Consider the following 23,010-nt stretch of genomic DNA (forward strand, 5'->3'; position numbering starts at 1 on the left):
CCCATACCCACCAGGATCAAGCCGCCAAATACAGTACGCGAACTAAAATCAACGCGGCCGAACGTTTTCCGTTTGCCGAACCGGGAAGCAAAAGCAACGTGAACTCGCGGCCATCTGCGGTCCCGGCACAAATCTCCAAGCTGTTGGGAACCTTATATCTCCAGAGCAGGCCCCCGACCGCGCGGACTTGTCAGAGGTCGAGCGCGTCAAGACGTGGCTTCGCCTCGCGCGCCAAGGCAAGGTCGCTCTCCGACACGGCCTGCAGCGCCTTGCTGAACTTGCCCATGCGCTCGACCATCGGGCGCATATTGGCCGGCACGAAGGCAAGCTGTTCGGGCGGCATGTTCGCCACCTGCTCCATCTCGGCAAGGTCCGCCTTGGACACCTCGAGCCTTGCAATTGCAAGGATCAGCTGGTCGCCGACACTGCCGAACTCATCGAGGCTGGAGAAGCCGGAGCTCCGCGCGATCTCACGCATGTCCTTGCCAACACCCGGCTCGTCCTTCACCCGGTTCATCAGCGAACGCATGATCTGCAGGGAGCCATCCTCGGCGAACATCATGTCGAAGGCTTCGGTCATGTCCTGGTCGTCGATATCGAAATCGATATCCACGTCGGGATACTTCTCTTCCAGCTCCTGCATCTTCTCTGCGGCGGCGATGAAGTGATCGACCTTCTTCTTCGTCAGCGGTTCGGCACCCAGCGCGGTGCCGGGCAGCACCAGCAGCAGCACCATGACCAATCGTTTGAGCATCTCGGAACCCTCCTCTCATAATAGCCGGGTCCGAACGGGCTCCGGCGCTTTTTCCGAGCGAAGCGCGCCGCCTTCGATCGGGCGAGTCAGCGCTTCGTCGTCAGGTTTCCAGCTTCCTACGCGGCGGTCCACCGGCCAGTACACAAACTCCGGTGGCTTCTCGTTCACAATTGCCCACGAGGCACTGTCGTCCAGCTCATCCACGGCGAGCCAGCCCTCATAATCCTCGGGCCGCACGACCACCGGCGTCCGGCTGTGAATCTGGCGCACATCGCCCTCCGATTCGCGGGTCAGGAAAGCCGCGCTCCTGAGTTCCGAGCCGTCGGGCCCTAGCCAGTCCTCGTAGAGCCCCGCCAGAGCAAAGAGCGGCATGTCCGGGCCCAGGCTAATGAAATAGGGCTGCTTCACCCCGTCCTCGGTCCGCCATTCGTAGAAGCCGTTGAGGGGGAAGAGGCAATGCCTGCGCCTCCAGGCATGCCGGAACATCGGCTTCTCATGCGCCGTTTCGGAGCGGATGTTGACGATGGGCTTTTTCAGCCACTTTCCCTCCTTGTCCCAGCTCGGCACGAAGCCCCAGCGGACGATCTCGTACTTGCGCTTGCCGCCTTCATGCAGGATCACCGAGACAGGCTGGCTCGGCGCAATGTTGTAGCGGGCCGGGAAGTTGTCGGTGATGGGCACGTCGAAATGCCTGCCAATCTCCGCCGGTGTATCTTTCAAGGCGAAACGGGCGTTCATGGAGGCTCCCCTGACCGATCAAAGACCCATCGTTGCCGTCGGCGGCGTCGTTCTCAAGGGCGATCAGGTCCTTCTCATCCAGCGCGGCCGCCCGCCCTTGCGCAAGCACTGGTCCATTCCCGGCGGCAAGATCGAATATGGCGAGGACATCAGGACGGCCCTTGTCCGCGAGATCGAGGAAGAGACCGGCGTCACCTGCGAACCGATCGGGTTGATCGGTGTCTTCGAAGCCCTGCCCAAGCGCGAGGGCGACCGCCACTACGTCATGGTCGACTATGCCTGCCGCTACATCTCCGGCGAGGTGACCCCCGGCGACGATGCGATGGATGCCGAATGGCTCTCGCTCCCTGAAGCTTTGTCCAGAGTGGCGTGGGACGAGACCCGCCGGGCTGTGCAAGGGGCCCTGAAATTCGCTAAAGAGGCGAAGTGATAGCCCTCCTCGCAGCCCTCGCCCTTGCCCAAGCCGAACCGATCGCGCCTGAGGCCAAGGACGTGTTCGAACAGCGCCAGGGCGACCTGATCGCTCTTGCGGGCAAACTCGGCGGCCTCCACCGGCTCAGCCAAGTCTGCGCAAGCTATGGGAATATTGCGGTTTTCCGGGACAGGATGAAGGAGCTCATCGACGGCGAGCGTCCGCCCCGTGACACCCGTGAGGCCATGATCGCGCAGTTCAATGCCAGCTACCGCACCATGAGCGGCGCGCATTTCACCTGCAGCCGCAGGGCCGAAACCGATTTCCGGCGCGAGGCATCGGACGCACTCCGAATCTCCGAGCGGCTGTCTGCATCCCTGCAGCGAGGCTGAGACCTCCCTTTCGCCTTGACCGGACCCCGTTGACCGATAACAATCCGTTAAGGGTCAGGTTTGGGGTTCCGCATGTTCTGGCGAGCAATGTCGGTCCTGGTGATCGCGTTCACGCTGGTCATTCAGGTCTTTGCGCTCACGGCGCTGTTCGATGCCTGGGAGCTGTTCGACACCGCATGGCGACCGGAACTCTACCAGCTCGGCAAGTACTACACCTACGCGACCCTCATCGTGGCTGAAAATGTCGGTGGTCTCGGCAGCGCTCTGTTTGGCGATCTGCCGGTGATGAAGAACATCACCCTGCCCTGCTGGTGGGTGCATGTCCTCGCCATGTATGCCGCAGCAGCTTGCGCCATCTACGCAGGCTCGATGTCACGGGACGAACGCAACCGCCGCATCGGACAGGTCCAGCGCGGCGGCCTGTCGATTTTCTGGCCACTCGCGATCGGCACCATGATCATCGACGGCGCGCGCAACCGGATCGTGTCGAGCTTCCTCAAGCACCATGCGAGCACGGCGCTCTTCTATGGCGTGGCCGCGCTCGGTCTCTACGCAGCGGCGAACTGGGCCAATGCAGTGCTCCTCGACGGCCCGCCCGTTCCCGGCCAGGAGATCCGGCTGAAGAACGAAACGCCCTGCCCGGTGACGGACTCGGATGCCGCGCGGGATCAGCTCGCAGGCCTGATTGTTTCCTGAAACTCCACCGGTTTGCCGGTGCCTTCGGTGACGACCTCGCCTTCCCACATGACAGTCTGCCCACGGATGATGGTTCCGACGGGGAACCCCTCGACCTCCATGCCGTGGAACGGCGTCCAGCCGGATTTGTTGGCCATCATCTCGTCCGTCAGCGTCACTTTGCGCTTGAGGTCACAGACGGTGATGTCGGCATCATAACCGATCGCCAGACGCCCCTTGTTGCGCAGGTTGAACAGCCGCTGCGCACCGGCGCTCGTCAGGTCCACGAAGCGCTGAAGGGTCAGCCGCCCCTTCGCCACATGGTCCAGCATCACCGGCACCAAGGTCTGCACTCCCGGCATGCCCGAAGGGGACAGCGGATAGGGTTTGGCCTTCTCTTCCAGCGTGTGCGGAGCATGGTCCGACCCCACCACGTCGAAGAGCCCCATATTGAGGTATTTCCAAAGCGCCTCGCGGTGCTCCGCCGTCCTGATCGGCGGGTTCATCTGCGCCTTCGAGCCAAGCCTGTCATAGGCTTCGGGCGCAGCGAATGTCAGGTGCTGCGGCAGCACCTCGCAGGAGCAGATGTCCTTGTTCGCCGCGAGCAATGGCAATTCGTCAGCGGTCGTCACATGAAGCACATGGACCCGGCGCCCCGTCTCGCGAGCTATCTTCAGCAGCCGCGTTGTCGACTTGACCGCAGCCTCGACCGAACGGACTTCGTAGTGCGAATGCACGTCCCCCTCGCGGACAAGCCTGGCATTCGCCACCATCGTGTCTTCGTCCTCCGAATGGACCGCCACCCGTCGGCGTCCTGACGAAAGCGCGGCGCGAAGGCCTTCGTCGTCGGGGACCAGGAGGTTGCCCGTCGAGGCACCCATGAAGATCTTCACGCCGCAAACGCCCGGCAGCATCTCGAGCTCGGCCAGTTTGTCCGCATTGTCCGTGGTCGCACCGACATAGAAGGCGTGGTCGCAATGCATCCGCGCCGCCCGTGAGAGCTTGTCTTCCAGCGCTTCACGGTTCGACGTGGAGGGCTTGGTGTTCGGCATTTCGAATACCGCGGTGATCCCGCCGAGCACCGCCCCGCGGGAGCCTGATTCGAGGTCTTCCTTGTGCTCGTTACCGGGCTCGCGGAAGTGAACCTGTGTGTCGATGCAGCCCGGAAAGACGTGAAGCCCGGCGCAGTCGATCACCTCCGCGCCGTCGAGATTCTCGCCGATCGCGGCGATCTTGCCGCCCTCGATAGCCACGTCGCGAATTCCGGCCCCGTCGTGATTGACGACGGTTCCGCCCTTGAGGACCTTTTCGAAAGCCATGGTCTTTTCCCTGGTTATTCCATCGGCGGGACAAGCAGCTGGGGATCCATCGGGGTCCCGCGCCAGTTCAATGTCCAGTGGAGGTGGGGGCCGGTTGCCCGTCCGGTCATGCCGACCGCGCCGATCACTTCACCCTTGGTCACGATCTGGCCGGGTTTCACATCGACGCGGCTGAGATGCATGAGCACCGATTCGATTTCCTGGCCGTGGTCGATGAAGACCAGCCCGCCCTCGAAATACATGTCGTCCTCGGCCAGCGTCACGCGGCCGGTGGACGGCGCCCTGACATCGGTGCCCTGGAACTCCATCGGCGTCGTGCCCGGCGGGGCAGCGACATCGGTGCCTGAATGCGGGCGCGCCGGGTCGCCGTTGAGAATGCGCTGGGCGCCCATGCGGGTCGAGATGCGCCCCTTCACCGGCCAGTCAAAGCCAGCCCGCCAATAGGAGGTCGCGGCGCGCTCGGCCCTTGCGGCGTTCTTGAGCTCACGGTCCTCGGCGATCTTCGCGAGCTGCTCTTCGGTGAAGGTGTTCACCTTCGAAGGCGGCAAGCCATCGATCCGGCTGATCGGGAACTCGCGGTCGGCAATGGTCAGGGTTTGCACCAGCGATGTGCCGTCGGGATAGATCACCCGCAGCTCGGCGTCTTCTGTGCGATCGCGATCGAAACCCAGGGCGAAATGCCCCTCCCGGTCGATCGGCACCAACTTGCCGTCGAGGAAGACATCCGCACCCGGTTCGGTCTTCCAGAAGGTGAGCGCCGCCTGCGCAGGCTCGCCCTTGTACATGTAGGTGCGCTGTTGTGCGGTGGCGGGAAGCGCTTCTTCCTCCACCGGCTCGGGCAGGTCGGGCTCGGCAATGATCCGGGCCGGGTTCATGGACGGAGGGGGCTGCGTCGCCGCGCAGGAAACCGATACGAAAAGTGCCGCGCAGATAAGCGGGATACGCGTGGTCATCGCCTCAAAACCCCTCGCCCTTGGCGAGCGATTCGTCGCGCGCCTTGTTCGCGGCTGCCGCGTCGACATAAGCCTCCTGCCGGTCGACACTCCAATAACGCAAGGATCTTAAGGGGATAGCCTCGCCGGTCACGGCGCAGCGGACGAAATTGCCAGCCCGCAGCACTTCAAAGTCAGCGTCAAGGTAGCGCAGGCGGGCTTCGCCCCCGCCGCTCAAATCAAGCCTGTTCATGGGACTCACCTAAGGCCATCACCGGGCTTGGGCCAAGCTTTCTCTTGAGATGCGCCCCTGCGCCGTTGACCCCGGGAAAGGGCGGTTCTAGACGGCCCCGCGAATTCCTTCGCGGCGCACGAATTTTCGAGGCGGTGCCACGGTTCCATGAGCGACGACGATCCAAATCGGCGCTCCGATCTTCAGGACTTCGGCGACAGGCTCGCCAAGGCCCGGGGGGAGGAGCCAGGGGCCAAGGACGAGGCCTCGCGATCGATCGGCGCGTCCGCGGGCGACGGCCTCAGGGTCGCGATCGAATTCGTGGTTTCGGTCCTTGTCGGGTCGGGACTGGGGTTTGCCATCGGAGGCTGGTTCGGGCAGCCGGTGGTCGGATTGTTAATCGGGATGCCTATCGGCTTTGCCGCCGGGCTCCGCACTGTTTACCGCAGCATGACCGCTGCGACCGAAGAAGAGGACGACAAGAGTGGGAATGATTGAGCAGCTGATGCCGAGCTTCCTGCGCCCGCTGGCCGCCGGGCCGATGGAGCAGTTCGAGATCGTTCGGATCATCCCGCTCGACTTCAACGGCGCGGTGGACATCAGCTTCACCAACGCGTCGCTGTGGATGGTGATCGTGGTGCTTTCGGCGACCTTGTTCTTCGCCCTCGCGACCCGTCGCCTGGCCCTTATTCCCGGGGGCACCCAGTCGATGGGCGAAGTGGCCTACGAATTCATCGCGAAGATGGTACGCGACACGATGGGCGACGAAGGACGCCAGTTCTTCCCCTTCGTCTTCACGCTCTTCACCTTCGTGTTTCTCTCCAATTTCCTCGGCCTTCTGCCCTCGATACCGGGTACCCCGGCCGCAGTGCACAGCTTCACCGTGACCAGCCATATCATCGTCACGTTCACGCTGGCGATCATCTCGGTCGGCCTCGTGGTGGTTTATGGCCTGATCAAGCACGGTTTCGGCTTCCTCAAGCTGTTCGCGCCCTCGGGCGTTCCGCTTTGGCTCCTGCCGCTGATCACGCCGATCGAGATCGTCTCGTTCCTGTCGCGTCCGGTCAGCCTCGCCGTTCGTCTCTTTGCCAACATGCTGGCTGGTCACGTGGTGCTTAAAGTGTTCGCCGGCTTTGTCGGCTCGCTCCTCGCCGCTGGCGGTGTTCTCTCGATCCTCTCCGTCGTGCCGCTCATCGGCATTGTCGGGGTCTTCCTGCTCGAATTCCTGGTGGCTTTCCTGCAGGCCTTCGTCTTCGCCATTCTCACCTGCATCTACCTGCAGGACGCGCTCCATCCGAGCCACTGAGATACCTTCAACCGCAACACCCAAAGATCATCACAAGGAGTAAATCATGGACGCGGAAGCAGCTAAGTACATCGGCGCCGGCCTTGCCGTTCTCCCCCTCTTCGGTGTCGGCCTCGGCCTTGGCATCATGTTCGGCAACTTCCTCTCGGGTGCGTTCCGCAACCCGTCGGCGACCGCTGGCCTGACCGGCAACTTCTTCATCGCCTTCGCGCTGACCGAAGCGACAGGTCTGTTCGCCCTCGTCATCGCCTTCCTCATCCTCTTCTCCTAAGAATGACGATGAAGCGGTGGCTCCAGGCGGGTGCCGCCTCGGCACTCGCCCTGGCAGGCACCGCCCTCGCCGCCGCCCCTGCGGAGGGCGAGGCTGAGGGTGGCCTGCCCCAGCTCAACACTGAAACCTACGCCAGTCAGGTCTTCTGGCTGCTGCTCGCCTTTATTGTCCTCTATGTCCTGATGTCGCGCGTGTTCCTGCCGCCGATCGGGAACATCATCGAGGAACGGCGACAGCGGATCGCGGACGATTTCGACAAGGCGGCTGAGTTCAAGCGTCAGGCCGAGGAAGCGGAAGCGGCTTACAAACAGGCCCTGGCCGATGCGCGCGCCCGTGCGTCGCGGATCGCCCAGGAGACGCGCGACCAGATCGACGCCGAGATCAAGGCCATGCAGGCCGAGACCGACAGCAAGCTCGAAGCCGAGATCGCGGCGGCGGAAGCCCGCATTGCCGAGACCTCCGCAAAGGCTGCCGAAGCGGTGCGTGAAGCCGCGCGTGAGACGACCCGTGCGATCGTCATGGCCCTGATCGACGAACAACCAAGCGACGATGCGATCGATGCAGCGATTCGCGCGGCTGGAGGTGCACGCTGATGTTTCTCGCAGAAGAACAGAAGTCACACTCGGGCAGCGAGCTGATCGAAGAGCTCGAGAAGGAAACCTCCGAGTACGGTCATCAAGGTGATCTCCTGCAGGACTCCAATTTCTGGGTGCTGGTCGGGTTCATTCTCGTGATCGGCATCTTCGTTTGGCAGGGCGTCTTCAAGAAGCTCGGCGGCTTCCTGTCGAGCCGTGCGGCCCTGATCCAGCAGCAGCTCGACGAAGCCCGCTCCATGCGCGAGGAGGCCCAGCGCCTGCTGGCCGACTATCAGAAGCGCCAGCGTGAGGCCGAAAGCGAGGCCGAAGACATCATCGCGCTGGCGAAGGCCGACGCGAAGGCCATGGCGGCCGAGGCGAAGGCCAAGCTCGAAGAACAGGTCGCGCGGCGCACCCAAGCTGCCCACGACCGTATCGCGCGGGCCGAAGCACAGGCAATTGCCGAAGTCCGTGCCCAGACCGCTGATCTCGCGATCGACGCTGCGCGGGAGATCATCAAGGCCCGGACCGACGGCTCTGCCCAGAAAGCGCTGCTTGACCGCGCCATTTCGGATATTCGCGGCAAACTGAACTAAAACGCCCCCCGAAAGCGTTGGGTCCCCGAAGCTCTAACAGCATCGGGGACTTTTTTATGCCTAGATTCCTAGCCCTTCTCGTCGCTTCCATGCTCGGCCTGAGCGCCTGTGGGACGTTCGCCGGCGGCGATGACCTCACTTACGGCGAACGGCTGGCCGCCATCGAAGACGAATGGCGCGAGGCCCGCGAAGAGGTCAGCGAAGGCCAGGAGGCGATCAAGGAAGCCGAAGAGAAGAAAGAAAAGAACGAAAAGCGCCTCCAGCGCGAAGTTGCTGACTTCGAAGAAGCCGAACGCCAGGCGCGCAAGCTCCGTGCAGAGATCGCCACTGCAACCGTGAACGGCGCTCCCGCCGACAAGATCGAAGCGATGTCCGACCGGCTCAAAAAGCTCGCCAAGAAAGCCGCCGAGCACAAAGAAGAGGCCGAGGACGCGCAGGACGACATCAACAACGCCGAGAAGAAGATCCGCAAGAACGAAGAGAGGATCGCCAAGGCCAAGCGCAAGATGGCCGAGCTCGAAGAACGCTATTTCGCTCTGTCGGGCCGCTCCCTCGAAGAGGTGATGGCCGAAGCCAAGGACTGAGGGCCGAACAGGCGCCACCCCGCCACTCCTCCTTGTGCCGCTAGCAGGAAAGTGAGCGGGATGGCGCCTGCCACCGCCATGGCCCGGGTTGCCGACTGTCCGTCTTCGGACAGGATGGCCGCCGCGGTCAGCGCCGCGAGGACCAAGCCCCAGAACACACGCCCTCCTGCCGACGGGCTCGAGGTTTCCTCCGTGAACATTGCGAGCACATATGCTCCGCTATCCGCGCTGGTGATGAGGAAGATCGTCACCAGCGCGATCGTCATGCCCTGCATCAGTGTCGTCAGCGGCAATTCGTCGAGCAGGACGTAGGCAGCGAGCGTCGCCGTATCGAAATCGGAGATACCGAGATCCCGTCCGGTCTGCTGGACGGCCAGCGCTGCGCCGCCCAGGATTGCGAACCACAGAAGCGTCATTGCGGAGGGAACGAAGACCGCGGCGATGACGAACTCACGCAAGCTCCGCCCACGGCTGATCCTCGCGAGAAAAACGCCGACAAACGGCGTCCATGCCACCCACCAGAGAAAATAGGTCAGGGACCACGCACGGGTCCAATCCCGCGCTTCGCCTTCGGGCCGCAGGCGGAAGGAAAGCTCGGCGAAATTCGCGGAATAGCTCAAGGCGCTGTCGACAAAGGCCGAAACGATCGCGCCCGTGGGTCCAACGATGAAAACGTAAAGGGCCAGCGCCAAGGCAAGCGCGATGTTGACATTGGACAGGATGGCAATCCCGCGGCGAAGACCCAGCCATGCAGAAACCAGGTAAGCGGTCGTCAGCAGCAGGAGGAAGGGTATTTGCGCGACGATCCCTTCGGGGATCTTGCCATCGGAGATCGTTGCCAGCCCGGCGCCGACCTGGAACACACCCTGTCCCAGCGACGCGACGAGACCGAAAAGAACGGCGACAAGCGCCGTGATGTCGATGCCGCGCCGGGCCCAGTGCGGCAAACCGCCAAACGGTCGGCTCGGCAAGAGAGGCCCCTTGCCCGAGAGGGCCATGCCCACGGCAATGGCTGCCACGCCATAGATCGCCCAAGCGTGGAGCGACCAGTGAAATTGGGTGATCGCGAGTGCCTTCCAGCGGGCCTCGTCCGAGTTCGGAGCAATGTCGAGATCAGGCGGCGGGCTGGCCATGTGGATCAGCGGTTCGGCCGATCCCCAGAAGACGAGACCTGCGCCCATGCCTGCCGCGAACATCATCGCCACCCAGGTCACGCGGCGGAACTCTGGTTTTGCTCGGGGTCCTCCGATCACGAACTTTCCATGGGGCAGGAAGAGGACAGCAAGACAGAAGGCCAGGCATGCCGTCGGCAAGAGCAGTGTCCATCGGTCGAAGCTTTGGAGGAAGCCATTGGCGAGCGACTGGATGGCGGCCGAGAACGTCCCCGGCAGGAACAATGCGCCGAGGGAGAAGACGGCGACCAGAATGCTGAGGTTTCGTCCCTTGGCGATCGCCCTAGTTCCTCTTCCGCGACATCACGAAGACGACGCCAATGAGCGCCGCCGCGAGGCCGTACCACGTGATGGCGTAGCCAAGATGCGCGTTCCTGAATTCGACCCGCGTCGTGCCGCCCTTGGGCAACTCGGTCGGCAGTGTGCTGTCGATCGCGAAGGGAAGCACATCCTCACCGGGCGCCAGATAGGCTGCGAGGTCCGAAAGGTCACGGTCGTAAAAGGTGCCGCTGTCGCGCGTGCCCTTGGGTTCGACTGCAGCCGCAATGCCCGTTACGCCCTCATAGCGCCTCGCCAGCCCGGTTATCGCGGCAGCGTCGGGAAGCGGATACGCCTCCGCCCGCTGGTCCTGGGGGACGAACCCGCGATTGACGATCAGTGTCCGGCCCTCAGGCTCATCAAGCCGCATCGCTTGGAAAACGTAATATCCCGGCTGACCGTCCCAGGTACCGAAGACATGCGCCACCTTGGTTGACGGAAAACCTCCCATGGCCCGGACCGGAAGGTACTCGATATCCTCCCCGGCCGCATACATCGCCAGCGCTTGGGCCAGCGGCACGGGCGGAGAGTCGATGCGCGCCTCGACTGTGGCGATCAGGTCGGTCTTCCATTGCAGGCGCTGAACCTGCCACGTGCCGAGGGTGAGCAGGATGGCGACCGCGACAGCGCTCACCGCCCAGAGGACGGGGCGTGGGGTGAAGCTCACCGCACCCGCCCCTCATGGGCGTTGTTCTTGTACTGGAGCCCGATCATCAGGCCCTTGGCCGGGCGCAGGATCGCCAACGTCGTGACCATGGTGAAGACGAACCCGATGATCAACGCCAGCCCTGCCACCATCTCGAAAACGATCAGGCAGACCATCACCACCACGACGGCCAGGAAGCCGACGATCGACATGACGAAAAATGCCGGACCGTCGCCCGAATCGGCAAAGCTGAAATCGAGATCACAGACGTCGCAGCGGTCCCTGACGGAGAGATAGCCGTCGAACAGCTTGCCTTGGCCACAACGCGGGCAGCGTCCGCCCATGGCAGCGCTACCCGGATCCAAGGTTTGGGGATACTCCATCGAGCTCCGCCTAGCTCAAAAGGCCCTGGTTCCCGAAAACGTAGATCGCGGCGAAAAGGAACAGCCACACCACGTCGACGAAGTGCCAGTACCAGGCAGCGGCCTCAAATCCGAAGTGACGCTTCCGGGTGAACTGGCCGGCAAGGCCACGGAAGAGGCACACCGCCAGGAAAATCGTCCCGACGAAGACGTGGAAGCCGTGGAAGCCGGTCGCCATGAAGAAACTCGAACCGTAGATCGAGCTGTTGCTGAAGGAGAACATGCCGTTCGCCAACGCCTCGTAGTACTCCAAGATCTGCAAGAACGAGAAGATCGCACCGAGGGCGACCGTTGCGATCATGCCCCATTTGAAGCCTTGCCGGTCACCCACCTGGAGGGCGTGGTGGGCCCAGGTCACGGTGGTGCCCGAGAGCAGCAGGATGATCGTGTTCACCAGCGGCAACTGCCAAGGGTTCAGCGGCTCGACGCCAGCAGGCGGCCACTCGCCGCCGAGGGCATGGAACTTCGCGTCGTTCTGCAGGAAGGCAGGCTGCCCCTCGGCATTCAGCATCTGGCTGCCATCGCTGAGGATGATCGGAGCGCCGGCGTCAGGGAAGAGGGCCGCGGCGAAGAACGCCCAGAACCAGGCCACGAAGAACATGACCTCTGACAGGATGAAGAGAACGACGCCGTAGCGCAGGCCAATGCGAACGACGGTCGAGGTGTTCTCGCCGGTCAGCGATTCCTTCACCACGTCGCGCCACCAGCCGGCCATCCCGAAAAGCAGGCCTGCAAGGCCGGCAATGAAGAGCCACGGGCCCGACATGCCGAACAGCTTGATTTCAGAATAACGCCAGACGACCGCGCCGAGCATCATTGCCATCGCGGTGATCGAGCAGACCAGCGGCCAGGGGCTGGGATTTACGAGGTGGTAGTCGTGTTTGACGTCGGCAGCCATGGGAAACTCTGTTGGAAATCTCGGCGCCGCTTATCGCCTGAAAGCCGTGAACGCAACGTGACATTGATCCCAACTGTCACACATCGTTGAGGCGTCCCCTCCGATTGGTTACGCAACCTGACAGGGTATTGAGGGGTGTCAGGGGCATGGCGTTTTTACGGCGTCGCTGGCCAGAGCCGATCCGGAAGCTGCGCAGCGAAAGGGCGCAGGACCGGGACGACGGTGACGGCCTTTCGGTCAGCGCCGACAACGCGCAAGGCCAGGGACAGGCTCAGGCCACGTCCCAGACGATCAGTGTCAATACCACCCATGGCGGCGGGAGCGGCGGTTCGAAGCGGCCAAAGTCCCCAGGCTGGCTGACAGTCCTGATGGACCTTTTCGCGCGGTTCCTGATCGTTCTCGGCTTCCTTGGTGCCGCAGCCATGCTGGTCGCTGTCGGCTTCATTCTCGGCTTCGACAAGGGCGAGGAGGAAATGCTCGAGCGCTGGGCGCGTTTCCCGATCGGCGCCGAAGCGCCGACCTCCTCCCCGGCTCTTGAAGGGGGGCCGTGCCGCGGGTTCGAGGACGGCATCTGCCCCGAAGCGAGACGCCAGAAATGGTCGATCGATCTCTCCCGCCATTACCTGCGCCGCGGTGATGCCGAGGTGGCCATCGACGAGCGCGAGAAGGCCCGGATCTTCTTCGATTGGGCGGTGCAGACCGGCCGCCCCGTCGGTGCCGACAGCGCCCGGCTGGCGGCGAAACGCCTGCAATACCTCAACCTCACCTGCGACTATGACGAGGAGAGCCTCGCAAGGATTTCCCGGGACAGTGAATACAACGTCCTCGGCGGCACCATCACCACCCGCCAGCGGCAGCGCGCCCTCAAGGCGCTCTCGCACTACACCGGCGACGTCACCGGACGCTTCAACGCCAGCACCCGGCGGGCGGTGGAGCGCTTCCAGAACGAGCTCTGGTTCGACCGCACCGGCGTTCTGACCGCCGAACAGACCGTGCTTCTCGTCTGCGGGGCCGCTGAGATCGGCCAGGATCCCGAGAGCCAGAACCTTCTGGGCGCGATGTATGCCGTCGGTCTCGGCGTGCGCCAGAACACTGACAAGGCCCTGACCTGGTTCAACGAGGCCGCACGCCAGGGTAGCGCCGATGCGTCGTGGAACCTCGCGCTGCTCTTCGGCACCCGCACCACCGAATCAAGCGTCCTCGTCTGCGATGCCGATCTCTCTCCGGACCGCGCCGACAGCTATCTCAAGGAAGCCTATGACGCAGGTCATCCCGGCGCCGTGCAGGCTGTCGAGCGCTATGGCGAGCTCGACCCCGAAGACCGCTGGACCCGGATCTCGGGAGACCTCCGAACGCCCGAAGCGCTGACCCGTGTCGGCAAGGGCTGCAACCCGAACGGCTAGGGAGAAGCACCATGCCGAAATCCGTACGCGTTCTATCCGTCATCGCCGCCCTTCTCGCCCTCACGGCCTGCGAGACCCAGCCGAACGCCCGCCGCGGGGTCATGCTCGACAATCCGTTCAGGAATGATTCGAATACAGTCATCACGACCAAGTCCACCGGACCGACGCCCATGCAGATCTGCTCCTCCGCCTCCCTCGCGGAAGAGCGCACCACAACCCAGAACATCGTCCGCGGCGCGCAGGAAAGCGCCAGCGTCTCCGGCCAGACCGTTCTCGAGCGGAAGCTGAAGGCTTACTCCGCGGAGTTCGAGATCGCCCATCGTTCCATGGTCCGCTCCTGCCAGCTCTACGCCAACTGCATGGACCGCAACAACGGAGACGAAGGTCGTTGTACACGGAGCGAGATGCGCCTCGCCGAGGCGGAGGGCCGGTATTACGACCTGATCCGCCAGCGCGACCTTCTCGCTTCACAGGCCAGGATATCACGGCCGGCGGGAAGCAGCGCCACGGAAAGCGATTGCAGCAAGAAGACCTGCGGCAAGCCCAAGAGCCGCTGCAAGGCAGAATGCGACACGACGGCGAATATCTTCACCGACGATTGCTGTCCCACAGACAAGAATTAAAAAGGGGGCCCGAAGCCCCCTTTTCGCGCTATTTTGTCAGGACACCGATCAACCGGCAGCAGGTGCCGGATCGAGGCCTCGCGCCCCTGCGGCATCGGGAGAGGTCCCGAGAATCTCGCTCGCCAGCTTGAGGGCTTCGAGCCGGTTGAGGCCAAGCCCTCCCTTCTTCACCAGCCTGGAAATACCGAGGCCGTCCAGCTGTGCCTTCACTTGAGGGCTGACGTCGGCAAAGAGTACGTGGCGCTCTTCCTTCTCTGCATCCTCGAGGATCGTCTGCAGCGCGTAGGCAGCCGAGACGTCGATGGTAGGCATCTGCAGGAAATCAAGTATCAGCACCTCTCGTCCGTGTACGTTCTCGCGGACCCTGTGTGCGATGTCCGCCGCCGCGCCGAAGCTCAGCGGGCCCGAAAACTCGAAGATCCGGATCCGGCCACCCGCTGCATCATAGAGCGCCTTTTCCTCTGGGGTGAGAGCAACGAGGCGCTCCTCGCCGATGGCCTCGAGCTGGTCCTTTGCGATCGCGTGCACATAGCCGAGCGCCGCGAGGAAGACACCGATGCCGACCGCAGTGATGAGATCGACAAACACCGTCACCAGCAGGACGACGGCCATGAGGACAAGATCCCAGCGCGGCCCCCTGTGGGAGCGACGAATATACCGAAAGTCGATGATGTCCCACCCGACCTTGATGAGGATACCCGCGAGGACGGCATTCGGAATCTCGGCGGCGAGCGGGGTCAGCGCCAGCACCACGGCCAGCAGGACGAGGCTGTGGATCATGCCCGAGAGCCGCGTCATGCCGCCCGTCTTGATATTCACCATCGTCCGCATGGTCGCGCCCGCGCCCGGAATTGCGCCAAAGAGACCGGCAATAGAGTTGCCGATACCCTGTCCGATCAGTTCCCTGTTGGAGTCATGGCGCGTCCGCGTCGCGTTGTCGGCAACAAGGCTCGTCAGCAGGCTGTCGATGGCCCCGAGGAGCGCGAGAATGATCGCCGCCTCGAAGACGAGGAACGCCACGCCCCGGTCAATGCTGGGAATGGTGAAGGGCGGCAGGCGATCCGCAAAGGTCTCGAAGGTCGGCAGCACCGCGACCAGTTTCGGGATGTCGAATGGCAGGGCCAGCAGCGTCCCGATGATCAGGGCGGCCAGGGGGCCGGGGATGAACTTGCCGACCTGCTTGGGCCAGAAAAAGACGATCAACAACGACAGGAGCGCGATCCCCGTGGCCACGAGGTCCGGGCTCATGACAGCGCCAGGAATGGCTTCGATAGCGGCGATCACACCGCCGCGGTCAGGCTCCGAGCCAAAGATCCGGCTCGCCTGAAGCAGGATGATGATGACCCCGATCCCCGACATGAAGCCCGAAATCACAGGGTACGGAACGAGCCGGATATACTGGCCGACCTTGAAGATCCCGAACAGGATCTGGAAAATCCCGGCCAGCACCACGGCGGCGAAAATAATGCCGGAAACCTCGGTGAAGCTTGCCGAACGCTCCAGCGTCAGCTCGCCGACGAGGCCCGCAAACACCACGACCATCGGGCCCGTCGGCCCCGTGATCTGCGTGTTGGTGCCGCCGAAAAGGGCCGCGAAGAAGCCCGTGATGATCGCGCCCCAAAGACCGGCGATCGGGCCTGCACCCGATGCCTCGCCGAAAGCGAGCGCGAGAGGGAGGGCGACAACCCCGGCGGTGATGCCGCCATAGAGGTCCCCCTTGATGTGCTTGAAGTCGAACATGCCCTGCCGCTCTTTCTTTAGTGTCCGTGCGTGTTGCGTTCGGCGAAGGCCGCCACCTCGGCAGCGTAGCGCTCCTCGACGGGCGTGAAGGCGTTCTTGTCCTCGTCATAGGCTTCGACGGCGCCGGTCTTGATGTCGTAGACCCAGCCGTGGAGTTTGACCCTGCCCGCGGCGAGAGCGGCAGCGACCGTCGGATGCGTCCGAAGGTGCTGGAGCTGCAGCAGCACGTTCTCCTGAATGAGGAGATGCATCTTCTCCGGATCGGGCATGTTGGCGCCCTTCTCGTTGACCACGGCGACAGCCGCCGCCGAGAAGCTCAGCCATTCCTTCGTATGCGGAAGGCTCGACAGGGCATCGAGGTTCATCGCCCCCTTCATCGCACCGCACTCCGTGTGGCCGCAGACAACGATATGCGGGACCTTCAGCGCGCCGACCGCGAACTCGATGGACGCCGTCATCGCGCCTGTCGCGGTGGTGTGCGGCGGGACGATGTTGCCGGCGTTGCGGCAGATGAAGAGCTGGCCCGGCTCGGTGGACGTCATCATCGACGGGTCGATCCTGCTGTCCGAGCAGGTGATGAACAGAGCTTCGGGCTCCTGCCCGGTCGCCAGCTTCTCGAACAGGTCCTTGTGCTTGGGGAAGGTCTCTTTCTGGAACTTCACGACGCCAGCGGCGATTGTGGGCACGGCCGTCTCCTTCTGCTTTATATCTCGTATCGTTGCAGAGATTGTATCATCGCCGATGGCAACCGCGAGTTTCAGCAACTTATGTGGAGATAGGCTTTTCCTATAGAGCCGATCGGCATTCGCGATGAGCAGGCCGCAGGCCCTCCTCAAGAGGTTAGCAGCCGGCGGCGCGAACCTTGTGATTGCTCATCCTTTCCTGACAAGCAGGAGGGACGGCTCTGTTCTCAGGAAGCTTGGGTGCGACGTGCGCTTAAGGCGCGGTCTTTTCAATCGCGCTGCGAATGACGGGCGGACAGCGGCGCTTGATCTTGCGCAGCGAGCTATCGACCGAGGTGAAGCGGCAGCGCAGTTTCCGGACGACGTTCTGGACCGGCTTGAAATATGGCGCGAGGAGCAGGAGCCCCAGCGCGATCATGATCAGGCCGACAGGAATGGGCAGAGGGAAGAGCACGAGCCCGAAGATCACCAAGGCTGAGCCTGTGACCTTATGCAAGAGAGTAAGAAGGCTTGCAGTAAGCGGGCCCATTCATCCTCCACCGTTGCGATCCAATAACAAACTGGCGAGCGCGTCGCAATTGTAAAATACGCACGATGATCGCCCGGTGAAGGATGATTACGAGTTTTTCGGCTGCGACTTAACCGTAGGTGACGGATCGTGCTCGCTCCGCCATAGGGCGTGCATGGCCTATCGTTCCCTCCGCGACTTTCTCCAGAAGCTCGAGCAAGAAGGCGAGCTTCTCCGCGTCAAAGACCCGGTTTCCACGGTGTTGGAGATGACCGCCTTCCAGCGCGAAATGCTCGCGCGGGGTGGTCCGGCAGTCCTCTTCGAAAACGTGATCCAGGAAGACGGCACCCCCTCGGACATGCCGGTCTTGGTGAATCTCTTCGGGACAGTTCGCCGCGTCGCGATGGCCGTGACCTTTGGCGGCAAGGAGCGCCGAACCGGTGAAGAGCTCCGCGAAGTCGGCGAGACCCTCGCCTTCCTGCGCCAGCCCGAGCCGCCACAGGGCCTGAAGGATGCCATGGAACTCCTGCCGCTGGCCAAGCAGGTCCTCGCCATGCGCCCCTCTTCGACCAAGAAGGCCCCCTGCCAGCAAGTCGTGCTGACCGGCGACGATATCGACCTGCACAGGATCCCGATCCAGACCTGCTGGCCTGGCGAGCCCGCGCCCCTCATCACCTGGCCTCTGATCGTCACGAAAGGCCCGTCGGACAAGCGCGAGGATGCCTTCAATCTCGGAATCTACCGCATGCAGCGGCTGGGCCGGAACAAGACGATCATGCGCTGGCTCAAGCATCGCGGCGGCGCCCAGCATCACCAGCGCTGGTCAAAGGAAAAGTCCGAGCCCCTGCCCGCCGCGGCCGTCCTTGGCGCGGACCCCGGAACGATTCTCGCGGCCGTCACGCCTGTCCCGGACACCCTCTCGGAATACCAGTTCGCCGGTCTCCTTCGCGGCAAGAAGGCCGAGCTCGTCGACTGCAAGACCGTGCCGCTGAAAGTCCCTGCCGAAGCTGAGATCGTCCTCGAAGGCTATGTCTCCCTCGATGAGTATGCCGATGAAGGCCCCTATGGCGATCATACCGGCTACTACAATTCGGTGGAAAAGTTCCCGGTCTTCACGGTGACAGCCATCACCATGCGCAAGGACCCGATCTACCTCTCGACCTTCACCGGCCGTCCGCCGGATGAGCCATCGGTGCTGGGCGAGGCGCTGAACGAGGTCTTCATCCCCCTCCTCCAGCAGCAATTCCCGGAGATCACCGATTTCTGGCTGCCGCCCGAGGGCTGCAGCTACCGGATCGCCGTCATCTCCATGAAGAAGGCCTATGCGGGCCACGCCAAGCGGGTGATGCTGGGCGCATGGAGCTACCTCCGGCAATTCATGTACACCAAATGGGTGATCGTCGTGGACGACGACATCGATGCGCGGAACTGGGAAGATGTCTGGTGGGCGATCTCCACCAAGATGGATCCGGCCCGTGACATCACTGTCCTCGACAATACGCCCATCGATTACCTCGACTTCGCCTCGCCCGTGTCCGGCCTCGGGTCGAAAATCGGCCTCGACGCCACGGACAAATGGGAGGGCGAGACCAACCGGGAGTGGGGCGAAGTGCTTTCCATGGACCCGGAGGTGGAAAGCCGGATGAAATCACTAATCGACAAGTTGACGGATGGTGGAGCGGCGTCAGGATAGGCAAGCAGGGCATCGTCTTGTGTCATGGACAAGGGTTCGGGCGCATTTGGTGGGGTAGTTCTATGAAGTCGTTCCGTCTGTTTCTCGCTACTGTTTGTTTCGCAGTCGCGCTTTCTGGCTGCACGGGCGGCGGAGGCGGCGACGGCACAAGCGGAAGCGGCGGATCACCGACGCCGCCGCCGACCACCCCGCCTCCACCTCCGCCGCCTCCGCCGCCGCCACCCCCGGCAGAGACCTTCTCGGTCAGCGGCCAGGTGCTGGCCGATCCCATCCTGACGGTGGACAGCGACCTTGCGGATCCGAACAACTCGAACACCGCCAACGGCACGATCAGCCAAGCCCAGTTCATCGACCCCGACGCAGAAGTGCGCGGCTATATTCAGTGCACGGGAAAAATATCGCCAAGCGACCCCTGCGACCCGAACGACGATGACCAGGACTACTACCGGGCGACGCTCGAAGCGGGCCAGGTCGTCACCCTTACGATCGCGGATTTCTCTCCCCAGACACCGGACACACTCGATCTCGATCTCTACCTGACCGATCTCACTGGCACGATCCTCGCCCAGTCGATCGCCTTCTCCTCGAAGAACGAGACGGTGACGGTGCCCGAGAATGGCGAGTACATCATCATCGCCGACGCCTTTGTGGGGTCCTCGAACTATTCGCTGGTCATCACGCCCGCTTTCTCCACCGGGCCGCAACAGCCTGCCGCTGCCAGCCAGATGAGCACGATGTCACCGCATTTCCTGACCGTGGTCGAACCTCAGTCTACGGCCATTCCCGATCCGGTCAGGAAAAGGTATCGCGAACGCCAGGTCGCCTCGCGCGAGGACCGCCGCGTCCTTCGCCCGCGCCTTGTCACGATGGACGATGGCGATCTGGCTCCAGCGAAGACCGGCGCGCTTTCGCCCGGTTTCCTTCGCGACCGCCTCGGCATCGAGACCGACGCGCCGGTCGATCCCGACTACGCGGCCAAGCTCACGCTGCTGCACCACATCAAGATCACGAACGCGACGGCGAGGCGGGAAGTCCTTGCGCCCTATCACTATCCCCGCATGCACCAGGTGGCGCCGCCGCCCGATCCTTCGCTGCAATGGAACCTCGGCAGTGTCGATTGGCAGTCCGCGCTGCAGGAGATCGAGGACCGCCTGCCGGGCGCCCAGCGGCCGCTGGTCGCAGTACTCGATAGCGGTGTGCTGACGACCCACCCGAAGATAGCTCCGGTGATTGTCGATGCGCGGGACTTCGTGCCAGCCTTCATCGATGGCGACGCCTTCGATGCCGAGGCCGAAGAATCGGTGGACCCCAATGATCCGAACGGGTCCGAATGCTTCGACTTTCACGGCACCCATGTCGCGACGATTGCCACCGCGCCGCGAGGCGGGCCGACGCTCAATGGCCGCGACATGGTCGGCGGCGCGCCGTTTGCGGACCTCATGATGCTGAAGCTCGGCTTCAGCCAGGGCGATGACTGCCGCCTGATCGTCGGCGACATTCCCGAGGCAATCCGGTATGCGGCTGGTCTTCCGAATGCCTCGCAAACACTGCCGCCGAGGCGGGCCGATGTCATCAACCTGTCCTTTGGTGGCCCAGCGCCGAACCCCGCGACCGAAGCGGCGATCGAAGAAGCGATCGCGGCCGGGGTGATCGTCGTCGCTTCGGCGGGCAATGACGGCGACGGAACGGAGAACGGGCCGAGCTGGCCGGCCTCCTTCCCGGATGTTTTCGCTGTCGCGGCCACGGACATCAACGACCTGCGCGCGCCGTACAGCTCGTTCTACCCGCAGGTGGAGATTGCCGCTCCCGGCGGCGACGTTCGCTTCGACCTCAACGTCGATGGCTTTGCTGACGGCATCATCGGGGGTGTCGGACGCCTCAACACCGCCGGGAACGGCTTCGACCCGCGCTACTCGCTCTACCAGGGCACGTCGATGGCGGCACCGATGGCGGCGGCCGGCTTCGCGCTGATGAAGTCGATCTATCCCCAGCTGACCTCGGACGAAGCCCACCGCCTCGTGGAGGAGGGTCTCCTGACCACGGATATTGGCGCGCCGGGCCGGGACCCCGAAACCGGATTTGGCCTGATCTCCTACAGGAAGATGGTCGATGTCGCCCTCCAGCTGCGCGACGATGCCCTCAACCTTCCGCCCGGTTTCAGGATCGATCCACCGGTGGTCGACCTTGGTAATATCGGCAACACGGCGACGATCGACGTGACCCGCCTCGGTTCGCCGAGCTTCACCATCGACCGCGTGAGCGTCGCTGTGACGGGCAGCTCTGCCTCAATCCCCGACGGCCAGCCGCTGGTGACAGATGCCGAGGGCTTCGGCACCTACGAGATCACGGTCGATCGCAGCGGGTTCACGCCGGGCTCCTATTTCGGCGAGATCACCGTGCACGCCAGCAATGGCGACACCAAGATCGTCCCGCTGAGCTTCCAGATCCCGCAGCCTAGCCTCAACGCCGAGACCGCACCGGCGCTGATCCTGCTGGAGGCCTTCGACGGCAATGGCTTCACCGAGGTCGACCGCATCGTTTCGAACGGGGCCGGCGAGAGCTTTTCGCTCACTGGCGTTGAGGCCGGCGACTACCGCCTCAGGATCACCACCGACATGGATTTCGACCGCGAGATCTGTGATGCAGGAGAACTAGGCGGCACGTTCCCAGGCAAGGCTTGCGACTCCACGGCAGTCTTCACCGTGCCGGACGACAGCGAAAGCGTGACCCTCGACCTGATCCTCGACCGGCTTCCTGACTAGGTGCTCTGGGCCTTTCGCCTGAACGCGATTGCGGCCCATATTACCGGAAGTTGCCAACCGGGAGCACAAGTCATGGCCGGTTTCGACCTGCCCTTTCCGCAGACGGATGAGAAGCTCCGAACCGCGGAAGGAGAGAGCCTTCGGTCCCGCCTTGTCGAAAGGGTGCGGGGTCTTCGCGGCGATCCGCTGACCATGCTCGCGGTCACGGCGGCGCTCTTCTTCCTGTTCGACGCGGCCCTGCATGGCCTCTGCGGAGGTGGTGCGGAAGGGTTCTGCGGAGCTCCGCGGCAGGGAGCTTTCAGCCTTCTCGTTCTGGCGACCCTGGTGGCGTGCGGATTCTTCGTCCGTGAGGCTTTTGGGCGTTATCTCTTCCACCGCACGCAGGTGCTGGCCGCTGTCGTCGCCGCGCTGCCGCTGGCACATCTTCTGACCACGGATCACCGGCCACAGGAGGCGGCCGTGGCGGATGACAAAGAAGCCCTCGCTTATATCGGTGAGCTCGAGGCGGCACTGTCTGCTTCCGAAGCTGATCGCCAGACCCTGTCCTTCAGGATCGCGGCGCTGCAGACGCGGATCGACCAGCAGCAACGGACAATCGACGCGATGCCCGCGCCCTTGGACACGCAGGCTGTCGCGGACATCGCTGCGGCGAAGGCTGCGGAGGTGCTGGCCGAAGGAACCCTGACCGAGGACGAGGCCGCCGAGGCTGCTCCCCCTCGGGTGGACGAGCCGCCCCTCAATGCTGCGGAGATCGCGAGACGCAACGCCGCGCTGAAAACCGTCGGCCCACGGATCGCAGCGATCGGGCCGGTGGACAGGCCAGCCCTGACGGAGCCGGTGGCTCTGTCCCCGGAGATGGCCGAGGTTGCGGGGCGCCTGCAGCTTGACGAGCGGGAGCGCGCGATTCTTGCCACCGATGAAAGCCAGCAGACCTGCATCGCGACGCGGCTTGCGGAACGCGGTCCGCTTGCGGCGATGAACCACCGGCTCAACCCGGACCGGTTCGCCGCCTACCTGTCAAGCTGTTTCGACCAGTAGGCAGCGGCGCTTCTCTCCGCACGCGGATTCCTGCAGGCGGCAGCAAGAGCCCCCACGGGCGGTTTCGCATGAAGCCAGAAGGGCGGGCGGGATACGGAGCGGCTCGGGCGTGGGGTTCTTGCGCGGCATGGGGCGATTGCCGCGCGGGATCGTGGGGCGGGGATATCTCGTCTGGCACATGGCGGGGAGGCTGATATGCACTTTGGGAGAGAAGGAGCGGTGCACGCCGCCTTCGGCCTCATGCGCACTACGCCTGATTATAGCTGCTTCCGCGCCTTGCGTTGGCCAGGTGCTTCGGTGGACGGTAACGACAACGCG

Annotated in this window: 26 protein-coding genes; 14 read left to right on the forward strand and 12 right to left on the reverse strand. The window is 63.5% G+C overall.

The genetic code is table 11. From position 1 onward, the window contains the following. Nucleotides 1–190 precede the first annotated feature (190 nt). Nucleotides 191–754, reverse strand: coding sequence for a hypothetical protein (locus IE053_RS09335; RefSeq protein ID WP_189575249.1), 564 nt, complete (start codon nucleotides 752–754; stop codon nucleotides 191–193). A gap of 15 nt (nucleotides 755–769) precedes the next feature. Beyond that, nucleotides 770–1,492, reverse strand: coding sequence for an SOS response-associated peptidase (locus IE053_RS09340; protein ID WP_189575250.1), 723 nt, complete (start codon nucleotides 1,490–1,492; stop codon nucleotides 770–772). On the opposite strand from IE053_RS09340, the gene IE053_RS09345 reads away from it, so the two are divergent. The 3 genes from IE053_RS09345 (at nucleotide 1,491) to IE053_RS09355 (ending at nucleotide 2,992) form a co-directional block, all read left to right on the forward strand. Further along, complete coding sequence (locus IE053_RS09345) at nucleotides 1,491–1,922, forward strand: NUDIX hydrolase (RefSeq protein WP_189575252.1); 432 nt, start codon at nucleotides 1,491–1,493, stop codon at nucleotides 1,920–1,922. The genes IE053_RS09340 and IE053_RS09345 overlap by 2 nt on opposite strands. Next, nucleotides 1,919–2,296, forward strand: a complete 378-nt coding sequence (locus IE053_RS09350) for a TIGR02301 family protein (RefSeq protein ID WP_189575254.1) — start codon at nucleotides 1,919–1,921, stop codon at nucleotides 2,294–2,296. Before IE053_RS09345 ends, IE053_RS09350 begins: the two co-directional genes overlap by 4 nt. A gap of 72 nt (nucleotides 2,297–2,368) precedes the next feature. Further along, entirely contained in the window at nucleotides 2,369–2,992 is a 624-nt protein-coding gene (locus IE053_RS09355; RefSeq protein ID WP_189575256.1) for a hypothetical protein, read from the forward strand. On the opposite strand, the gene IE053_RS09360 is transcribed toward IE053_RS09355, so the two are convergent. From IE053_RS09360 to IE053_RS09370, 3 genes are read right to left on the reverse strand one after another with little or no spacing between them, the layout of a single operon-like run. Next, complete coding sequence (locus IE053_RS09360; protein ID WP_189575258.1) at nucleotides 2,965–4,290, reverse strand: dihydroorotase; 1,326 nt, start codon at nucleotides 4,288–4,290, stop codon at nucleotides 2,965–2,967. The genes IE053_RS09355 and IE053_RS09360 overlap by 28 nt on opposite strands. Nucleotides 4,291–4,304: 14 nt before the next feature. Next, nucleotides 4,305–5,243: a M23 family metallopeptidase gene (locus tag IE053_RS09365; RefSeq protein WP_189575260.1), complete on the reverse strand. Its 939-nt coding sequence runs from the start codon at nucleotides 5,241–5,243 to the stop codon at nucleotides 4,305–4,307. A gap of 4 nt (nucleotides 5,244–5,247) precedes the next feature. Then, entirely contained in the window at nucleotides 5,248–5,475 is a 228-nt protein-coding gene (locus tag IE053_RS09370) for a DUF2093 domain-containing protein (RefSeq protein WP_189575262.1), read from the reverse strand. Nucleotides 5,476–5,622: 147 nt separating this feature from the next. Between IE053_RS09370 and IE053_RS09375 the strand changes: the two genes are divergently transcribed. From IE053_RS09375 to IE053_RS09400, 6 genes are read left to right on the forward strand one after another with little or no spacing between them, the layout of a single operon-like run. Then, nucleotides 5,623–5,952, forward strand: coding sequence for an AtpZ/AtpI family protein (locus IE053_RS09375; RefSeq protein ID WP_189575264.1), 330 nt, complete (start codon nucleotides 5,623–5,625; stop codon nucleotides 5,950–5,952). Beyond that, a complete protein-coding gene (locus tag IE053_RS09380) occupies nucleotides 5,945–6,760 on the forward strand; it encodes a F0F1 ATP synthase subunit A (RefSeq protein ID WP_229786165.1) in 816 nt (271 codons plus the stop codon). The genes IE053_RS09375 and IE053_RS09380 overlap by 8 nt, the downstream gene beginning before the upstream one ends. A 46-nt stretch (nucleotides 6,761–6,806) precedes the next feature. Next, the gene (locus IE053_RS09385) at nucleotides 6,807–7,031 is read left to right on the forward strand and encodes a F0F1 ATP synthase subunit C (RefSeq protein ID WP_189575265.1); all 225 of its coding nucleotides are present in this window, start codon (nucleotides 6,807–6,809) and stop codon (nucleotides 7,029–7,031) included. A gap of 2 nt (nucleotides 7,032–7,033) precedes the next feature. Beyond that, the gene (locus IE053_RS09390; protein WP_189575267.1) at nucleotides 7,034–7,624 is read left to right on the forward strand and encodes a F0F1 ATP synthase subunit B family protein; all 591 of its coding nucleotides are present in this window, start codon (nucleotides 7,034–7,036) and stop codon (nucleotides 7,622–7,624) included. After that, nucleotides 7,624–8,202 (forward strand): F0F1 ATP synthase subunit B family protein, encoded by a 579-nt coding sequence (locus tag IE053_RS09395; RefSeq protein WP_189575269.1) that lies wholly within the window; start codon nucleotides 7,624–7,626, stop codon nucleotides 8,200–8,202. The genes IE053_RS09390 and IE053_RS09395 overlap by 1 nt, the downstream gene beginning before the upstream one ends. Nucleotides 8,203–8,258: 56 nt before the next feature. Further along, nucleotides 8,259–8,786, forward strand: a complete 528-nt coding sequence (locus IE053_RS09400) for a hypothetical protein (RefSeq protein ID WP_189575271.1) — start codon at nucleotides 8,259–8,261, stop codon at nucleotides 8,784–8,786. Here the strand turns inward: IE053_RS09400 and IE053_RS09405 are convergent. Genes IE053_RS09405 through IE053_RS09420 form a run of 4 tightly spaced genes read right to left on the reverse strand, consistent with a single transcriptional unit; the run spans nucleotide 8,729 to nucleotide 12,242 of the window. Continuing rightward, entirely contained in the window at nucleotides 8,729–10,237 is a 1,509-nt protein-coding gene (locus tag IE053_RS09405) for a BCCT family transporter (protein ID WP_308430438.1), read from the reverse strand. The genes IE053_RS09400 and IE053_RS09405 overlap by 58 nt on opposite strands. A 4-nt stretch (nucleotides 10,238–10,241) precedes the next feature. Continuing rightward, nucleotides 10,242–10,943, reverse strand: coding sequence for an SURF1 family protein (locus tag IE053_RS09410; RefSeq protein ID WP_189575274.1), 702 nt, complete (start codon nucleotides 10,941–10,943; stop codon nucleotides 10,242–10,244). Next, nucleotides 10,940–11,305 (reverse strand): DUF983 domain-containing protein, encoded by a 366-nt coding sequence (locus IE053_RS09415; RefSeq protein WP_189575276.1) that lies wholly within the window; start codon nucleotides 11,303–11,305, stop codon nucleotides 10,940–10,942. Before IE053_RS09415 ends, IE053_RS09410 begins: the two co-directional genes overlap by 4 nt. Before the next feature lie 10 nt (nucleotides 11,306–11,315). After that, on the reverse strand, nucleotides 11,316–12,242 hold the full coding sequence (locus IE053_RS09420; protein WP_189575278.1) for a cytochrome c oxidase subunit 3: 927 nt from the start codon (nucleotides 12,240–12,242) through the stop codon (nucleotides 11,316–11,318). Nucleotides 12,243–12,388: 146 nt separating this feature from the next. Between IE053_RS09420 and IE053_RS09425 the strand changes: the two genes are divergently transcribed. Then, complete coding sequence (locus IE053_RS09425; RefSeq protein WP_189575280.1) at nucleotides 12,389–13,645, forward strand: peptidoglycan-binding protein; 1,257 nt, start codon at nucleotides 12,389–12,391, stop codon at nucleotides 13,643–13,645. Between the two features lie 11 nt (nucleotides 13,646–13,656). Continuing rightward, on the forward strand, nucleotides 13,657–14,268 hold the full coding sequence (locus IE053_RS09430; RefSeq protein ID WP_189575282.1) for a hypothetical protein: 612 nt from the start codon (nucleotides 13,657–13,659) through the stop codon (nucleotides 14,266–14,268). A gap of 48 nt (nucleotides 14,269–14,316) precedes the next feature. On the opposite strand, the gene IE053_RS09435 is transcribed toward IE053_RS09430, so the two are convergent. The 3 genes from IE053_RS09435 to IE053_RS09445 form a co-directional block, all read right to left on the reverse strand. Then, entirely contained in the window at nucleotides 14,317–16,008 is a 1,692-nt protein-coding gene (locus tag IE053_RS09435; RefSeq protein ID WP_189575283.1) for a SulP family inorganic anion transporter, read from the reverse strand. Nucleotides 16,009–16,025: 17 nt separating this feature from the next. Beyond that, on the reverse strand, nucleotides 16,026–16,694 hold the full coding sequence (locus IE053_RS09440; RefSeq protein WP_189575285.1) for a carbonic anhydrase: 669 nt from the start codon (nucleotides 16,692–16,694) through the stop codon (nucleotides 16,026–16,028). A gap of 250 nt (nucleotides 16,695–16,944) precedes the next feature. Beyond that, the gene (locus tag IE053_RS09445; protein WP_189575287.1) at nucleotides 16,945–17,220 is read right to left on the reverse strand and encodes a PGPGW domain-containing protein; all 276 of its coding nucleotides are present in this window, start codon (nucleotides 17,218–17,220) and stop codon (nucleotides 16,945–16,947) included. Nucleotides 17,221–17,374: 154 nt separating this feature from the next. On the opposite strand from IE053_RS09445, the gene IE053_RS09450 reads away from it, so the two are divergent. From IE053_RS09450 to IE053_RS09460, 3 genes are all read left to right on the forward strand, one after another. Then, on the forward strand, nucleotides 17,375–18,892 hold the full coding sequence (locus IE053_RS09450) for a UbiD family decarboxylase (protein ID WP_189575289.1): 1,518 nt from the start codon (nucleotides 17,375–17,377) through the stop codon (nucleotides 18,890–18,892). A gap of 254 nt (nucleotides 18,893–19,146) precedes the next feature. After that, on the forward strand, nucleotides 19,147–21,654 hold the full coding sequence (locus IE053_RS09455) for a S8 family serine peptidase (protein WP_189575291.1): 2,508 nt from the start codon (nucleotides 19,147–19,149) through the stop codon (nucleotides 21,652–21,654). Nucleotides 21,655–21,726: 72 nt separating this feature from the next. Further along, complete coding sequence (locus IE053_RS09460) at nucleotides 21,727–22,692, forward strand: hypothetical protein (protein WP_189575292.1); 966 nt, start codon at nucleotides 21,727–21,729, stop codon at nucleotides 22,690–22,692. Nucleotides 22,693–23,010 lie beyond the last annotated feature (318 nt).

It is taken from the genome of Parvularcula lutaonensis (genome assembly GCF_014651915.1).
In the GTDB taxonomy this organism is placed as follows: Bacteria; Pseudomonadota; Alphaproteobacteria; order Caulobacterales; family Parvularculaceae; genus Parvularcula; species Parvularcula lutaonensis.

Coding starts and splice junctions, on each gene's coding strand:
- IE053_RS09425 (WP_189575280.1), top strand. CDS start 12,389: ATGGCGTTTTTACGGCGTCGCTGGCCAGAGCCGATCCGGAAGCTGCGC.
- IE053_RS09380 (WP_229786165.1), top strand. CDS start 5,945: ATGATTGAGCAGCTGATGCCGAGCTTCCTGCGCCCGCTGGCCGCCGGG.
- IE053_RS09360 (WP_189575258.1), bottom strand. CDS start 4,290: ATGGCTTTCGAAAAGGTCCTCAAGGGCGGAACCGTCGTCAATCACGAC.
- IE053_RS09435 (WP_189575283.1), bottom strand. CDS start 16,008: ATGTTCGACTTCAAGCACATCAAGGGGGACCTCTATGGCGGCATCACC.
- IE053_RS09340 (WP_189575250.1), bottom strand. CDS start 1,492: ATGAACGCCCGTTTCGCCTTGAAAGATACACCGGCGGAGATTGGCAGG.
- IE053_RS09375 (WP_189575264.1), top strand. CDS start 5,623: ATGAGCGACGACGATCCAAATCGGCGCTCCGATCTTCAGGACTTCGGC.
- IE053_RS09390 (WP_189575267.1), top strand. CDS start 7,034: ATGACGATGAAGCGGTGGCTCCAGGCGGGTGCCGCCTCGGCACTCGCC.
- IE053_RS09460 (WP_189575292.1), top strand. CDS start 21,727: ATGGCCGGTTTCGACCTGCCCTTTCCGCAGACGGATGAGAAGCTCCGA.
- IE053_RS09445 (WP_189575287.1), bottom strand. CDS start 17,220: ATGGGCCCGCTTACTGCAAGCCTTCTTACTCTCTTGCATAAGGTCACA.
- IE053_RS09345 (WP_189575252.1), top strand. CDS start 1,491: ATGGAGGCTCCCCTGACCGATCAAAGACCCATCGTTGCCGTCGGCGGC.
- IE053_RS09395 (WP_189575269.1), top strand. CDS start 7,624: ATGTTTCTCGCAGAAGAACAGAAGTCACACTCGGGCAGCGAGCTGATC.
- IE053_RS09430 (WP_189575282.1), top strand. CDS start 13,657: ATGCCGAAATCCGTACGCGTTCTATCCGTCATCGCCGCCCTTCTCGCC.
- IE053_RS09365 (WP_189575260.1), bottom strand. CDS start 5,243: ATGACCACGCGTATCCCGCTTATCTGCGCGGCACTTTTCGTATCGGTT.
- IE053_RS09385 (WP_189575265.1), top strand. CDS start 6,807: ATGGACGCGGAAGCAGCTAAGTACATCGGCGCCGGCCTTGCCGTTCTC.
- IE053_RS09370 (WP_189575262.1), bottom strand. CDS start 5,475: ATGAACAGGCTTGATTTGAGCGGCGGGGGCGAAGCCCGCCTGCGCTAC.
- IE053_RS09355 (WP_189575256.1), top strand. CDS start 2,369: ATGTTCTGGCGAGCAATGTCGGTCCTGGTGATCGCGTTCACGCTGGTC.
- IE053_RS09335 (WP_189575249.1), bottom strand. CDS start 754: ATGCTCAAACGATTGGTCATGGTGCTGCTGCTGGTGCTGCCCGGCACC.
- IE053_RS09415 (WP_189575276.1), bottom strand. CDS start 11,305: ATGGAGTATCCCCAAACCTTGGATCCGGGTAGCGCTGCCATGGGCGGA.
- IE053_RS09450 (WP_189575289.1), top strand. CDS start 17,375: ATGGCCTATCGTTCCCTCCGCGACTTTCTCCAGAAGCTCGAGCAAGAA.
- IE053_RS09400 (WP_189575271.1), top strand. CDS start 8,259: ATGCCTAGATTCCTAGCCCTTCTCGTCGCTTCCATGCTCGGCCTGAGC.
- IE053_RS09420 (WP_189575278.1), bottom strand. CDS start 12,242: ATGGCTGCCGACGTCAAACACGACTACCACCTCGTAAATCCCAGCCCC.